At 63.0% G+C, this 12933-nt stretch carries 16 protein-coding genes, 1 other RNA gene and 1 pseudogene; 8 read left to right on the top strand and 10 right to left on the bottom strand.

What is annotated here, in order from left to right; genetic code table 11:
- Window positions 1-760, top strand: a pseudogene (locus EOB59_RS36250) (AsmA protein); the annotation flags it as partial.
- A 33-nt stretch (window positions 761-793) separates the two neighbouring features.
- On the opposite strand, the gene EOB59_RS13090 reads toward EOB59_RS36250, so the two are convergent.
- From EOB59_RS13090 to EOB59_RS13100, 3 genes are all read right to left on the bottom strand, one after another.
- Window positions 794-1675, bottom strand: coding sequence for an RNA polymerase sigma factor (locus EOB59_RS13090; protein WP_128288504.1), 882 nt, complete (start codon window positions 1673-1675; stop codon window positions 794-796).
- A gap of 16 nt (window positions 1676-1691) precedes the next feature.
- Entirely contained in the window at window positions 1692-1997 is a 306-nt protein-coding gene (locus tag EOB59_RS13095) for a hypothetical protein (RefSeq protein ID WP_128288505.1), read from the bottom strand.
- A gap of 121 nt (window positions 1998-2118) precedes the next feature.
- Window positions 2119-2550, bottom strand: a complete 432-nt coding sequence (locus EOB59_RS13100; RefSeq protein ID WP_128288506.1) for a helix-turn-helix domain-containing protein — start codon at window positions 2548-2550, stop codon at window positions 2119-2121.
- Between the two features lie 157 nt (window positions 2551-2707).
- On the opposite strand from EOB59_RS13100, the gene EOB59_RS13105 reads away from it, so the two are divergent.
- On the top strand, window positions 2708-4510 hold the full coding sequence (locus tag EOB59_RS13105; RefSeq protein ID WP_128288507.1) for a chloride channel protein: 1803 nt from the start codon (window positions 2708-2710) through the stop codon (window positions 4508-4510).
- Here EOB59_RS13105 and EOB59_RS13110 read toward each other — a convergent pair.
- The 4 genes from EOB59_RS13110 to EOB59_RS13125 all read right to left on the bottom strand — a co-directional run bounded on the left by EOB59_RS13110 (window position 4507) and on the right by EOB59_RS13125 (window position 6279).
- Window positions 4507-4731, bottom strand: coding sequence for a ribbon-helix-helix domain-containing protein (locus tag EOB59_RS13110; protein WP_127328907.1), 225 nt, complete (start codon window positions 4729-4731; stop codon window positions 4507-4509). The two genes, EOB59_RS13105 and EOB59_RS13110, sit on opposite strands and share 4 nt — an antisense overlap.
- Entirely contained in the window at window positions 4728-4925 is a 198-nt protein-coding gene (locus EOB59_RS13115) for a DUF4169 family protein (RefSeq protein ID WP_127396239.1), read from the bottom strand. The genes EOB59_RS13110 and EOB59_RS13115 overlap by 4 nt, the downstream gene beginning before the upstream one ends.
- 9 nt (window positions 4926-4934) lie before the next feature.
- Window positions 4935-5471, bottom strand: a complete 537-nt coding sequence (locus EOB59_RS13120) for an SspB family protein (protein WP_027160604.1) — start codon at window positions 5469-5471, stop codon at window positions 4935-4937.
- Between the two features lie 118 nt (window positions 5472-5589).
- Entirely contained in the window at window positions 5590-6279 is a 690-nt protein-coding gene (locus EOB59_RS13125) for a TetR/AcrR family transcriptional regulator (RefSeq protein ID WP_128288508.1), read from the bottom strand.
- A gap of 188 nt (window positions 6280-6467) precedes the next feature.
- On the opposite strand from EOB59_RS13125, the gene EOB59_RS13130 reads away from it, so the two are divergent.
- Window positions 6468-7673 carry a multidrug effflux MFS transporter gene (locus EOB59_RS13130; RefSeq protein ID WP_127321519.1) on the top strand — a complete coding sequence of 402 codons (1206 nt, stop codon included), beginning with the start codon at window positions 6468-6470 and terminating at the stop codon, window positions 7671-7673.
- Window positions 7674-7733: 60 nt separating this feature from the next.
- On the opposite strand, the gene EOB59_RS13135 is transcribed toward EOB59_RS13130, so the two are convergent.
- The gene (locus EOB59_RS13135) at window positions 7734-8288 is read right to left on the bottom strand and encodes an AAA family ATPase (protein WP_128288509.1); all 555 of its coding nucleotides are present in this window, start codon (window positions 8286-8288) and stop codon (window positions 7734-7736) included.
- A 113-nt stretch (window positions 8289-8401) separates the two neighbouring features.
- Window positions 8402-8761: a transfer-messenger RNA gene (gene ssrA, locus EOB59_RS13140) on the bottom strand.
- A 166-nt stretch (window positions 8762-8927) separates the two neighbouring features.
- On the opposite strand from ssrA, the gene EOB59_RS13145 reads away from it, so the two are divergent.
- Entirely contained in the window at window positions 8928-9239 is a 312-nt protein-coding gene (locus EOB59_RS13145; protein ID WP_023813086.1) for a DUF2853 family protein, read from the top strand.
- A 158-nt stretch (window positions 9240-9397) separates the two neighbouring features.
- The gene (locus EOB59_RS13150; protein ID WP_027160597.1) at window positions 9398-10192 is read left to right on the top strand and encodes a thymidylate synthase; all 795 of its coding nucleotides are present in this window, start codon (window positions 9398-9400) and stop codon (window positions 10190-10192) included.
- Window positions 10193-10203: 11 nt separating this feature from the next.
- On the opposite strand, the gene EOB59_RS13155 is transcribed toward EOB59_RS13150, so the two are convergent.
- Window positions 10204-10413 (bottom strand): molybdopterin-binding protein, encoded by a 210-nt coding sequence (locus EOB59_RS13155; protein WP_024501417.1) that lies wholly within the window; start codon window positions 10411-10413, stop codon window positions 10204-10206.
- 159 nt (window positions 10414-10572) lie between these two features.
- Here EOB59_RS13155 and modA point away from each other — a divergent pair, with 159 nt between their 5' ends.
- From modA to modC, 3 genes are all read left to right on the top strand, one after another.
- The gene (modA, locus tag EOB59_RS13160; protein ID WP_128288510.1) at window positions 10573-11367 is read left to right on the top strand and encodes a molybdate ABC transporter substrate-binding protein; all 795 of its coding nucleotides are present in this window, start codon (window positions 10573-10575) and stop codon (window positions 11365-11367) included.
- A 15-nt stretch (window positions 11368-11382) separates the two neighbouring features.
- Window positions 11383-12087, top strand: a complete 705-nt coding sequence (gene modB / locus EOB59_RS13165) for a molybdate ABC transporter permease subunit (protein ID WP_127328916.1) — start codon at window positions 11383-11385, stop codon at window positions 12085-12087.
- The coding region (modC, locus tag EOB59_RS13170) for a molybdenum ABC transporter ATP-binding protein (protein ID WP_128288511.1) at window positions 12084-12933 on the top strand (850 nt) is incomplete at its 3' end. The genes modB and modC, both read left to right, overlap by 4 nt.

Below are 12933 nucleotides of genomic sequence, written 5' to 3' on the forward strand. Positions count from 1 at the left end.
GCCGCCTGTCAGCCTGGAAAATCCAGCGGCGACCTTGTCCGCCGACGTCACGGCGGATCTCAACGCGGCCACGGTGTCGGCCAAGGGTGCGATCACCTATCGGCCTGGCGACGAGGCACTGGTCGGCTCCGAGCCGGTCGTGAATTTCACCGCCGAGGGGCCGTTCGGCGCTGTCAAACGAGCATTCGACAGTGAGCCGCTGGCGCAGTTCCTGACCCAGCGCGCGCTGGAGAAAGAGCAGCAGCGCGTCGAGGCGATGCAGGCCGCGTTGCTGGAAAAGCAGCGGCTTCGGCGCGAGGTGCGCTACTACGCGGCGTTGAAGACCGAACGGGATAAGGCCGCCGAGGAATTGCGCAAGCAGGAGGAAGCAGCACGGCTGAAAGCCGAGGCCAAGGCCGAAGCGGATGCCCAGGCGAAAGCCGATGCCGATGCCAAGGCTCAGGCCGACGCGGAGGCGAAAGCAAAGGCGGACGCCGATGCCAAAGCCAAGGCGGACGCCGACGCCAAGGCCGCTGCCGAACAGCAAGCCGCCGACGAGGCGGCCAAGGCGCAGGTCGACAAGCAGGAGCGGCAGAAGGCGGAAGAGGCTGTGCGCATCGCGGCGCAGGAAAAGGCAAGGCTCGAGGCCGAACGCAAGGCCGCGCAGCAGGCTCCGAAGGTGGAGCGGGCGCCGCTGCCGGAAGCCAACGACAATCCGCCGCCGGCCAAGCCGAAGTCCAATCCGTTCACGATCGACAATCTGCTGAAGTCGCTGCAGTAGGCCAAACGCCTTCCTGATCGGCGATCCGCAGATTCAGAGGACGAGCAGTTGCGCGCTCTCTGCCGCATAGCGGGCATGGCGGAAATCCCGGATGGTCAAGAGTTTGCCATCCTGCCACGCCAGCAGGATGAAATAGGCAGGGGGCGCCTTCGGATCATTGGGATCGCGAACGAGGATTGCCGGCCTGTCTTCGACGAAGCCGGGCACGAGACGCCAGTCCTGCACCCGGGAATAGTTGCCGAAATAGGTACCTACTTCCTTGCGGCCGTTCAGCCGTGTCCGGGCAACCAGTTCCAGTCGTACTTCTTCGGCCAGCATGTCGCGCACCGCATCGAAATCGCGTGCGTTGAAGCGGTCGATATAAGCGTTGAGCAGCAGGCGCTCCGCGGCACTCAGTTTCGGAACAGGACGGTCGTCCGGTTCGTCAGCAAGATGGCGGAGCCGGCCGCGACCGCGATGCAGCGCCGCCTTGATGGCAGGGATGCTGGTGTCGAGCATGTCGCTGATCTCCTGCAGCGAATAGCCTAGAACGTCCATCATGATCACGCTGCTTCGCTGCGCGACGGGAAGGCGCATGAAGGTGTGCAGGCTGGCCGCCGCGGCCTGACGATCGGCGGTGGGATTGGCTGGGTCGACGATCATGTCCGGGTCCTCATCGGAAAAAGCCCTTTCGCGGGCTCGCCGGCGCAGAAAATCGAGCGCCGCATTGTGGGCTATGCGGAACAGCCAGCCCTCCGGATTGGCGATCGGGCCGGCATCCGGCAGCGCCTCGAACCCCTTGGCCAGGGCTTCCTGCAGCACGTCCTCGCCGTCGATGGCCGAGCCGGTCATGCGGGCGCAATAGCGATGCAGTTTTGGACGCATTTCGCCGAACAGGCGGGCAAAAGGTTCGCGGATCTCGCCGGGGATAGTCATGCGCCTCTGTTCGCCGTTATTGGTCCAGCATCCGGTAGTGGCCCACCACGGTCATTTCCTCGCGCTGCGGACGCTCGATCAAGCGATCCCTGATGCCGCTCTGAAAGGCCTCGAATGCCGCCAGCCCGGTGATAATGTCGGCATGGGCCTCGGTTTTCGTCTCTACCATATGGATAAAGGTCCCGTCGTCGGACCGCCATGTCATGTAGCGAACGCCGTCCGGCGATTTTTCCCGCAGCTCCTGGAACACGGCCTTGACCAGCCGCTCATTCTCATCGGCCCGTTCCGGTTTCGTCTTGTAGCGTATCAGGTGGCGTTTCATCGCAGTTGTTCCTCTTGGTTGCCCTGCGCCTTTGGGAGTGCTCATCCTTGAGACGTTGTCGTTGGGCGAAAGGATTCGGCGCCGAAAAATAATTCGTGTCGCCCGCAAGACGCCGGAGCGCTCACTCGCGATCGAGCAGCCGCCGCAGCATCGGTTCGATGCGTGACAGTTCGTCGAGATGCGCCGCCGACAGTTCGGCCAGGCAATCGTCGGCGCGCTCGGTCAGATGTAGCAGCACGCGGCGGTGGTCGTCCTTGTCCTGATCCCTTGTGACCAGCCCAGCTTCGCCGAGGCGGTTGACCAGTTCGACGGCGCTGTGGTGGCGGATGCGCAGGCGTTCCGCGAGGTCGCCAACCGTCACCGGGCCGCCGCCGGGGAATCCCTTGATCGCCAGCAGCGCCTGATGCTGGCGCGGGGTCAGGCCGGCGTCTTCCGCCTGGACCTGGCTGAATTCGAGGAAGCGGCGGATCAGGTAGCGAAACTCCGACAGCCGCTGGTAATCGGCCTGGCTGATGGCGGGGCGTGGTTTTTGTGGCTGCGACATATCAGACATGTGTTCGTTTTCCGGCGAAAGCTCAAACGGATTTCGGGCGAAACCGGCTTGAATATTTATATCGTGTTACGATACATAGCAACCGATAAACCCGGCTGGCCGCTTCGACCGTGCCGCATCTCAGACACACGGCCCGCCGCCAGGAAGCAATTTTGCCATGAAGACCCCTCATTCGAATCCGGAGCACCTGCGCGATTTCACCACGGATGCCAGGGTGCTGCTCGTCGCCGCTATTGCCGTGGTGGTGGCGACAGCCGGGTTGTTTGCCGGCATCGCGCTTTTGAAGCTGATCCGGCTGGCCACCAACATCGCCTATTTCGGCCAGTTCTCGCTTGCCGACCTGAAGCTTGAGGACACACCGCTTGGGCTTGCCGCCGTCATCGTCCCGGTGATTGGTGCGCTGATCATCGGCCTGATGGCGCGCTTCGGCAGCGAGAAGATCCGCGGCCATGGCATACCCGAGGCCATCGAGGCGATCCTGCTCGGGCGCTCAAAACTCGACGCCAAGGTGGCGATCCTGAAGCCGCTGTCGTCGGCGATCTCGATCGGCTCCGGTGGACCGTTCGGCGCCGAAGGGCCGATCATCATGACAGGCGGCGCGATCGGCTCGCTGATCGCGCAGATGCTGCCGGTCAGCGACAACGAGCGCAAGACGCTGTTGGTGGCTGGTGCGGCAGCAGGCATGACCACGGTGTTCGGAACCCCGATCGCCGCCATCATGCTGGCCGTCGAACTGCTGCTATTCGAATGGACCCCGCGCAGCTTCATTCCGGTGGCGGTCGCGGCTGTTATCGCCGAGGTCGAGCGCACCATGCTGCATCTGCCCGGGCCGATCTTCCCGTTTCAGGGCGGCATGGCGGTTTCGTTCACCGGGCTTGGCGGCTGGGTTCTGGTTGGCATCTGCGCCGGCCTGCTATCGGGGCTTTTGACGCAGATGGTCTATGCCTGCGAGGACGGTTTTCAGAAGCTGCCGATCCACTGGATGTGGTGGCCTATGATCGGCGGTCTGGTGGTCGGCATAGGCGGGCTGATCGAACCGCAGGCGCTCGGCGTCGGCTATGACAACATCACCGACATGCTGGATGGCCGCACCGTCGCGACGGCGGCCCTCCTGCTGCTGGTGGTGAAGGCGATCATCTGGTCGGTAGCGCTCGGCTCGGGAACGTCGGGAGGTGTGCTGGCGCCGCTGTTGATCATGGGCGGGGCTATGGGCGCTGTGCTCGCCGGCGTTCTGCCTGCCGCGGATCCCGGTTTCTGGGCGCTGCTGGCGATGGCCGCCACGATGGGCGGCACGATGCGTGCGCCGCTGACCGCCACGTTTTTCGCCGTCGAACTGACCGGCAACACACATATGCTGGTGCCGCTGATTGCTGCCTGCGCTGCGGCGCACGCCGTCACCGTGCTTCTGATGAAGCGGTCGATCCTGACCGAAAAGATCGCCAGAAGGGGACATCATCTGGTTCGCGAATACCGCGTCGACCCTTTCGCCCTGACCAGGGTGCGCGAGGTGATGACCTCACAGGTTGAAAGCGTGCCGGCGACGATGACGCTGCATGGCGCTGCGGCATTCCTGACAGCGCCGGAAACACGGCATCCGAGTTTCCCGGTGGTCGATGAGCTCGGCCATGTGCTGGGCCTCATCGATCCGCCGGCTATATTGCGCTGGAGACGCGCCGGCACGCACCGCACCACCACGCTTGGCGAACTGCTGGCCGGCAGCAAGGTGACGCTGGCCTATCCGGACGAATATCTCGAAGGCCTCTCCGACAAGCTGCTGACGGCCAACGTCTCTCATCTGCCCGTCGTCACTCGCGAAGGCTCCTTGCTGGTCGGCTATGTCGGCTGGAAGGATTTGATGCGCGTGCGGTCCAGGAAACAGGCCGAGGAGCGCGAGCGTTCGACCTTGCTTGGCTTCGGCACCAGACGCAGGAAGAAGGAAGCGGCGGTCGAAGGCCTCTAGAAATCCGTTCCGCGCTTCGCCCACTCCAGGACATGGAGCCTCAACGCAGAGGACAGGTTGGTGTCGCGGGGCCTTGTCTCGTCGACTTCGGCAACAAGCGCGGCAAGCGTCAGCTTTCTGGTCGCCGCGATCGCGACGAGGTCGTCATAGAAGGGTTTTTCGAGCGAGTAGCTGGTGCGGTGACCGCGAATGGTCACAGAACGCTTTTCGACCGGGCTCATTGACGGTCGGGGTCGCCGGGCTTTTCACGACGATGCCCGGCAACGAATTTTTCGCTCTTGTCGGCGGCGATGCGGTCGCGTTCTTTTTCGGCCTTGGAGCGGCCGTGCAGCGCGCGATTCTGTTCGGCGGCGCGCAGCTTTTCGTCCCGCGCCTTCTGCTTGCGGGCCTGGCGGAGATTGACGATCTCGGCCATGCCGTCGGCCTATTTCTTGCGGAAGGCGTCGAGCGAAACCACTTCGGCGCCCTTGGTGGCGGCGTCCGCGGCAGCGGGCTTCTTCTCCGCCTCGGCGGCGGCCTTCTTCTCGGCCTTCGGCTTTTTCTCGGAGACGATGGTCAACGGCTCCGGAGTTGGCGCAGCCGGTTCCTCGGCTGCCGCGCCATCCGTCTTGACGTCGAATTCGAGCTCGAAATTGACGGAGGGATCATAGAAGCCGCGCACGGCCGAGAACGGGATTTCGAGTTTTTCCGGCACATCGGAAAAGGACAGGCCGACCTCGAAGCCGGTGTCGGTCACCTTCAGGTCCCAATACTGGAACTGGATGACGATGGTCATCTGCTCGGGATAGCGCTCGCGCAGCCGCGAAGACACGCGTACGCCCGGCGCGCCGGTCAGGAAGGTGATGAAGAAGTGGTGGTTGCCGGGGAGGCCGGTGCGCGCGACTTCGGCCAGGACCTTGCGCATGACGCCGCGCAACGCCTCCTGGGCCAGAATGTCGTAGCGGATGTGGTCGTCGGCCATGTGGCGGTCGGGTTCCGTTGAATCGTCCGCATAGCTGTAATCAAGCTTGAGGGCGGCGTAAACCGCATATAGATCACCCTCGCGCGGAAGCGAAGACTATTGCCAGCGATTTGATCGCTCAGGCGCTGGCGAGCGCGCTTTGCTTTTCGGACGATGCCGCGGACCGGCGCTTGCCGAAGGCGCGCAGGAAGGTGCGCACGCCATTGGTCGCGGATTGCAGCACCTCGTCCTCGCGCGGCGAGCCGCCAAGCATGAAGCTGGTCTGCAGTTCGGCATTGACGAGGCCAAGGAACTGGCGTGCCGCCACGTCGGGATCCTCGATCGTGAGATGGCCGCCATAGGCGAGGCGGGCGAAGCGGGCGGCGATTGCTGGCCATGTCCTGCCCGGACCCTGTTCGCGCCATTCGGCAAACAGTTCGGGATAGCGCTCGCCTTCGGTCTGGATCAGCTTGCGCAGGAATTTTCCGTCGCGGTTGCAGATGCAGTTCTGGTTCAGGCGCACGGCAAAGCCGATCAGGTCGGCTTCGAGATCCCCCGGCTGGTCGGGGAAGGTGGCAATGGTGGCGAAGATGCCGGCATTGCAGCGTTCGGTGAGGTCGCGGACCACAGCGACGAACAGTCTCTCCTTGTCGCCATGATGGTTGTAGATCGTCTGACGCGAAACGCCGGCTTCGGCCGCGATCAGATCGATGTTGGCGCCAGCGAAACCTTCGCGGCAAAACACGGTGGCGGCGGAGTCGACGATCGAGAGGCGCTTGGCCTCATGGCCGCGTGGCGGGAAAATGTCAGGAGAAACGGGCAGCTTCATAAAAAACTATATAGAGGTGATTGACGATTTAGACAAGAGTGTCTAAATTTGTGGACACAAGATAAAGAGATTTCGCGTGAGAGAGACGAATAGGATTCGCTCTTGAGGTGTCGGAATCTCACGGGATGGAACGTCCTAGGTTAGACGTCGCCTGGCGGCGGCAACCAGATTTGAAAGAAGCCTTTATCATGAGTCCCAAATTCCTCCGCATCGCGGTCGTGCTCGGCTTGTTGTCCGCCATCGGCCCGTTCGCCATCGACATGTATCTACCCGCGTTGCCGTCGATCGGCGCGGATCTGCATGCCAGCACCGCTGCCGTGCAGATGAGCCTGTTGATCTTCTTCCTGTCGATGGGTTTCGGCCAGATCGTCGTCGGGCCGATCTCCGACATGGTCGGCCGCAAGCTGCCGCTTTATGGCGGCCTTGCGCTGTTCATGGTTGGCGGCATCGGTTCGGCAATGGCGCCGACCATCGAATGGCTGATCGCTTTCCGTTTCCTGCAAGGGCTTGGCGCCAGCGCCGGCATGGCCGTTCCGCGTGCCATCGTGCGCGACCTGCATACCGGCAATGAGGCCGCCAAGCTGATGTCCTTGCTGATGCTGGTGTTCTCGGTGTCGCCGATCCTGGCGCCGCTGACCGGCAGCGTGATCATTGAGAGTTTCGGCTGGCGCGCCGTGTTCTGGACGGTGACCGGTGCGGCCGCCCTTGCCACGGTGCTGCTCGCAACCTCGCTCAAGGAGACGCGGCCGGCTGAAGAACGCGTCGGTTCCTCCTTCGGAACCGCGCTTGCCGGCTATCGCTTCCTGATGGGCGACCGCAATTTCCTTGGCCTGGTGGCGATCGCCGGCTTCGGCATTGCGAGCTTCTTCGTCTATCTGTCGAGCTCGTCCTTCATTCTGATCGACCATTACGGGCTGTCGCCTTCGGTCTACAGCGTGTTCTTCTCGATCAATGCGGTGGCTTTCATCGGCATGTCGCAGCTGACCGGGCTGCTGGCCGAGCGTTTTGGGCTGCGCCGCGTGGTGCGTGTCGCGGTGACCGGCTATGCCTCGACGATGGTGGTGCTGTTGGCGATCATGGCGACGGGCGTCGACCGGCTCGACGTGATGGCGGCCCTGCTGTTCGTCGGCTACGGCTTCCTCGGCCTGGTCATCCCGACCACCTCGGTGCTGGCCATGGAAGAGCATGGCGAGATCGCCGGCACGGCGTCGGCGCTGATGGGCACGCTGCACTTCGCCATCGGTGCGCTCGCCATGGGCGTTGCCGGCGTGTTCTTCGACGGCACGCCGCTGCCGATGGTGGCCGGCATCACGCTCTGTGCGGTGATTTCCTTCACGCTGGCCAAGGTCACGCTCGGCCGCTCGCGCGAGGCCGTCGAGGCGCCGGCGGAATAAGCAACCAAAACAAATGAAAAAGGCCGGGGTTCATCCCGGCCTTTTTCACGCCAATCCTGTTCACGCCAATCCTGTCTCGGCCAGCACGAAGCGCAGCCGCGCCTCGACGGATGCCAGCGGCAACGGAATCATCTCATAGCCCAGTTCCGTGTAGACGCCGACCAGCGCATGGTGGGTGCGCTCGGCCTCGTCGAGCGTCTGCTTGCGCTCTTCATCCTGCGCGAAGATCTCCGGCCATAGCGGGGCGACGAAGACGCGCTGATGGTAGCGGAAGCGCTCGGCGGCAGCGTTGGCGTGTTCGGGTACCGGCAGGCCGCTCAGCCTGAGATAGCCGAGCGTGTCCGGAACGCCACGATCAAAGAAAACAGGACGCCCGGTCTGTTCTTGCGCGATTTGATACGAGCGCATCTCCCATGACAGCATCAACTCGGCGAATAGCGCGCGATCGCGCCAGGGCAAAGTGGGTCCGCCTATATCGGACTGGTGGCGGATGATGCCGCGGCCGGCTTCGATCGAGGTGGCAAAGCCTGCCCGGCGCAGGGCTTCGATCAGGGTGGTCTTGCCGGAGCCGGGACCGCCGGTCAGCACGAAGAATCGATCGGAATCGTTTTGCATGTTTTGTCCGTGGAGAGGTGGCACGCGGCAGGGCGGCTTCGCGGCCGAGGGCGTGCGAAGTTGGCCGGCGGGAGCTGCCGTTGTGCGTAACGCATGTTGAGGAGGAGGGGAGAAGTGGAGGTTTCTGTTGCCAGGTACCTCCGAACCCCGCCTAGAAGTGCGAACCTCTAGGGCTTGATTTGAAGCTATCGCACCGCTTACGCGGCGAGACGTGCTTCCGCATAGTTGTCATTTGCAACTACAGGTTTAGCCCGATGACGGTGGTACCATGCCGGGCAAAAGTACGATCTTTACACCTTCGTCGATCCTATTTCGCCCCCAGCAAAAACCGCTCTGTCATCAGCAGCGGCTTTTGGTGGAGGCGCCGGGTACCGCCCCCGGGTCCGAACGGCTTATTTCATCGCCCATTTATCGCCATAGTCGGTCAAGCCGACAGACTGAATATAGGGGGCCATCGCAAGAAATGGAAGGCCGCAATGGCACTTTGTCCCCTTACAAAACCGCAAGTCCAAAGGGTTGACTTGGGCGCGGTCTCAACCGAAGCTTTGCCCCGGTGAGGAGTTACCGACCTAGCGCACATGTTGCAGCGCGCCACAGCCCTCATCGATCGGATCCGTGGCGCCGACGAGGGGAATTTTGATGGCCGATTATCTTGCAGACGTGAAGAAATACGATGCCGGCGCCAGTGCTGATGCGGTTGAAAAGATCGTCAAGCACCTGGGCATCGCGCTCAGGAACCGCGATTCCTCGCTGGTATCCTGCACCGACCCGAAGGAACTCGGGCGTGTCAGGGACAACTGGGTCGCCAAGAAACTCGGCATCAGCGACGCAGCGAAGGCTGATGCGTCAATCGAGAAGACTTGCAAGGCAATGGCTGCCGACAACACCAAGAGCCGAGTGACTTTCTACTACCTAGTCGCGAAGGACCTGGGCAAGCTCGGCTCGCTCTGACGATTGCGCGTCATTTGCAGGGCTGGCGCGGTCTAGGCGCCAGCCGGTGATGTTGTTGGGGACTGGCTGGCTTCGGGCTGGGCTTGCGCTGCTTTGTGGTGTTCGACCGCCCGTCTGTAAGTTATGATGGCTGGACAACCGAATCGAGCCGGACACCGATGCGCCAGTATCTCGACCTCCTGCAGCACGTGCTGGACAATGGCGCCGATCGCGGCGACCGCACCGGCACCGGAACGCGCTCCGTCTTCGGCTACCAGATGCGTTTCGACCTGGCGCGCGGCTTTCCCGTCACCACGACCAAGAAGCTGCATCTCAAGTCGATCATCCATGAGCTTCTGTGGTTCCTGGCTGGCGACACCAACATCAAATACCTCACCGATAACGGCGTTTCGATCTGGGACGAATGGGCCGACGAGAATGGCGATCTCGGCCCGGTCTACGGCAAGCAATGGCGCTCCTGGCCGGATGGCCATGGCGGCTCGATCGACCAGATCGCTAATCTTCTCAAGGAGATACGCAAAAATCCTCAATCGCGGCGGCTGATCGTTTCGGCATGGAACCCAGCCGAGGTGGAAGCGATGGCGCTGCCGCCCTGCCACTGCCTTTTCCAGTTCTATGTTTCGGAAGGGCGGCTTTCCTGCCAACTCTACCAGCGTTCCGCCGATATCTTTCTTGGCGTGCCGTTCAACATCGCGTCCTATGCCCTGCTGACCTTGATGGTGGCGCAGGTCACCGGGCTGAAACCCGGCGATTTCGTCCACACGCTCGGTGATGCGCATCTCTACTCGAACCATTTCGAGCAAGCACGCGAACAACTGCGGCGCACGCCGAAGGTGCTGCCGACGATGTGGATCAATCCGGAGGTGAAGGATCTGTTCGCCTTCCGCTTCGAGGATTTCCGGCTGGAAAACTACGTCGCCGATGCGTCGATCAAGGCGCCGATCGCGGTCTAAGGCCGCAAATTTCAGTCGATGCCGACCATCACGTCCGAGGCCTTGACCACGGCATAGGCCTGCTTGCCCTTTTCGAGCTTGAGATCGGCGACGGCCTCGTTGGTGATCGAGGCGGTGACGATGGCGCCGCCACCGATGTCGATCCTGACATGCGAGGTGGTGGCTCCCTTGACGATCTCGGCGATCGTTCCCTTGAGGACGTTGCGGGCGCTGATCTTCATCGGAGTTTCCTTTCCAGGGTTTCTTTGCCGGTCTCACCAGAACAATCGGTGTCGTACAGACGCTTTCATGGGGCGCCAGACCTTCCCTTGTTATATTCATGCGGATATATCGGTTGGGAGGCTTCGGGCCGACCGGAATTCAATCAGGGAGAGTTTTCCATGACGCGCATAGGCTTTGGATCGAGGGCGATCACCATTGGGGGGGTTGCGGCGATGTTGATGGCGGCGGTGCCGGCAGCACATGCGGAAGACAAGGTGGTGGTGTTTGCCGCGGCCAGCCTCAAGGATGCGCTCGACGCGGTGAACAAAGCCTGCGAGGCCGATGTCGGCGAGGCGGCGACCGTCTCCTATGCCGCGAGCTCGGCGCTGGCCAAACAGATCGAGGGCGGGGCGCCTGCCGACGTCTTCATCTCGGCCGACCTCGACTGGATGAAATATCTCTCCGACAAGAAGCTGACCAAGCCGGACACCGAAGTGAAGCTGCTCGGCAATGAGATCGTGCTGGTGGCGCCGAAGGACTCGGCGGTCGACACCAGGATCGAGAAGGGCTTCGACCTCGCCAAGCTGATCGGCGACGGCAAGCTCGCCATGGGCGATTTCAAGGCGGTGCCGGCCGGCAAATACGGCAAGGCCGCACTTGAATCGCTCGGCGTCTGGTCCTCGGTCGAGGGCAAGGTGGCGCAGGCCGAAAACGTGCGCGCGGCGCTGAAGCTGGTTTCGACGGGCGAAGCCGCCCTTGGCATTGTCTATGCCACTGACGCGCACGCCGAAAAGGGCGTCAAGGTGGTCGGCACCTTCCCGGAGGATTCGCATCCGCCGATCATCTATCCGGTTGCCCAGACCGCCGATTCGAAGGACAAGGATACGCGGGCTTTCCTGAAATGCCTGCAGTCGGCCAAGGCGGCCGCGCTGTTCAAGGATCAGGGATTTACCGTACTCGCGCCGAGCAACTGAGTTCCAAGGGGCACAATGAACTGGCTGCTGGACCTCACTCCCGACGAATGGAATGCGGTTCGGCTGTCCATCAAGGTGGCAATGGTGGCGATGCTCGCCAGCCTGCCGCCGGGCATCTTGATCGCGCTGCTGCTTGCCCGGGGACAGTTCTGGGGCAAGACCGTTCTCAACGGGCTGGTGCATCTGCCGCTGATCCTGCCGCCCGTGGTGACCGGCTACCTGCTGCTGCTGACCTTCGGCCGGCGCGGCCCGGCCGGCGCCTTCCTGGCCGAGCATTTCGGCATTGTCTTCTCCTTCCGCTGGACAGGTGCGGCGCTGGCCTGCGGCGTCATGGGCTTTCCCCTGATGGTGCGGGCGATCCGGCTGTCGATCGAGGCGGTGGACCGCAAGATGGAAGCGGCGGCGGGAACGCTCGGCGCCAATCCGCTCTGGGTGTTCGCCACCATCACGCTGCCCCTGATCCTGCCCGGGCTGATCGCCGGCGCCATCCTGGCCTTCGCCAAGGCGATGGGCGAGTTCGGCGCCACCATCACCTTCGTCTCCAACATTCCCAATGAGACGCAGACATTGCCGTCGGCGATCTACACCTTCACGCAGGTGCCGGGTGGCGATGAAGGGGCGCTCCGCCTGACGCTGATCTCCATCGTCATCTCCATGGCAGCACTTGTGGCTTCGGAGGTGCTGGCGCGGCGTGTCGGCCGGCGACTGGACATCGAATGAGCGTTCTCGTCGACATCAGTCATCGGCTGGGTGGTTTCGCCATCGACGCCCGCTTCGAAAGCGCCGGGCGGCTGACGGCGCTGTTCGGCGCGTCTGGGTCGGGCAAGACGACACTGATCAACATGATTGCCGGGCTGATCCGGCCCGACAGGGGACGCATCGAGGTCGACGGCCGTGTGCTGGTCGATACCGGTGCCGGCATTTTCGTGCCGAAGCACAAGCGCCGCATCGGCATGGTGTTCCAGGACGCACGGCTGTTTCCGCATTTGAGCGTTGCCGGCAATCTTCGCTACGGCCGCTGGTTCACGCCGCCGGCGGAGCGCTACGCCGATATCGATGCCGTCGTCGACCTGCTCGGCATCGGGCCGCTCATGAACAGGCGGCCGGCAAAGCTCTCGGGCGGCGAGAAACAGCGCGTGGCGATCGGCCGGGCATTGCTTGCCAGCCCCAGACTGCTGCTCATGGACGAACCGCTGGCCTCGCTCGACGAAGCGCGCAAGGCCGAAATCCTGCCCTATGTCGAACGGCTGCGCGACGAGACGAAAATCCCGATCGTCTATGTCAGTCATTCGGTCGCCGAAGTGGCGAGGCTGGCCAGCGATGTGGTGATGCTGGCACAGGGCAATGTCGTTGCCAGCGGGCCGACCGAGGCGGTGATGCAAAGGCTCGACCTGTTGCCGGCGGAGGAGCGCGGCGAGGGCGGCGCCGTGCTGGACACCAGGGTGCTGCATCACGACGAAACTTTCGGCATGACCGTGCTCGGCTCGGCCGCGGGCGAGCTCCGGGTGCCACAGCTGGCGATGAAGGCAGGTACGCCGGTGCGCAGCCGTATTCGCGCCCGCGATG

It is taken from the genome of Mesorhizobium sp. M7A.F.Ca.MR.176.00.0.0 (assembly GCF_004023165.1).
GTDB lineage: Bacteria > Pseudomonadota > Alphaproteobacteria > Rhizobiales > Rhizobiaceae > Mesorhizobium.

Bases quoted from the DNA above. Each gene is read 5' to 3' on its own strand.
- EOB59_RS13120 (WP_027160604.1), bottom strand. From the start codon at position 5,471: ATGGCCGACGACCACATCCGCTACGACATTCTGGCCCAGGAGGCGTTG.
- EOB59_RS13115 (WP_127396239.1), bottom strand. From the start codon at position 4,925: ATGGCCGAGATCGTCAATCTCCGCCAGGCCCGCAAGCAGAAGGCGCGG.
- EOB59_RS13150 (WP_027160597.1), top strand. From the start codon at position 9,398: ATGCGCCAGTATCTCGACCTCCTGCAGCACGTGCTGGACAATGGCGCC.
- EOB59_RS13130 (WP_127321519.1), top strand. From the start codon at position 6,468: ATGAGTCCCAAATTCCTCCGCATCGCGGTCGTGCTCGGCTTGTTGTCC.
- modB (WP_127328916.1), top strand. From the start codon at position 11,383: ATGAACTGGCTGCTGGACCTCACTCCCGACGAATGGAATGCGGTTCGG.
- EOB59_RS13110 (WP_127328907.1), bottom strand. From the start codon at position 4,731: ATGAGCCCGGTCGAAAAGCGTTCTGTGACCATTCGCGGTCACCGCACC.
- EOB59_RS13125 (WP_128288508.1), bottom strand. From the start codon at position 6,279: ATGAAGCTGCCCGTTTCTCCTGACATTTTCCCGCCACGCGGCCATGAG.
- modA (WP_128288510.1), top strand. From the start codon at position 10,573: ATGACGCGCATAGGCTTTGGATCGAGGGCGATCACCATTGGGGGGGTT.
- EOB59_RS13105 (WP_128288507.1), top strand. From the start codon at position 2,708: ATGAAGACCCCTCATTCGAATCCGGAGCACCTGCGCGATTTCACCACG.
- EOB59_RS13155 (WP_024501417.1), bottom strand. From the start codon at position 10,413: ATGAAGATCAGCGCCCGCAACGTCCTCAAGGGAACGATCGCCGAGATC.
- EOB59_RS13135 (WP_128288509.1), bottom strand. From the start codon at position 8,288: ATGCAAAACGATTCCGATCGATTCTTCGTGCTGACCGGCGGTCCCGGC.
- EOB59_RS13095 (WP_128288505.1), bottom strand. From the start codon at position 1,997: ATGAAACGCCACCTGATACGCTACAAGACGAAACCGGAACGGGCCGAT.
- EOB59_RS13090 (WP_128288504.1), bottom strand. From the start codon at position 1,675: ATGACTATCCCCGGCGAGATCCGCGAACCTTTTGCCCGCCTGTTCGGC.
- EOB59_RS13145 (WP_023813086.1), top strand. From the start codon at position 8,928: ATGGCCGATTATCTTGCAGACGTGAAGAAATACGATGCCGGCGCCAGT.
- EOB59_RS13100 (WP_128288506.1), bottom strand. From the start codon at position 2,550: ATGTCTGATATGTCGCAGCCACAAAAACCACGCCCCGCCATCAGCCAG.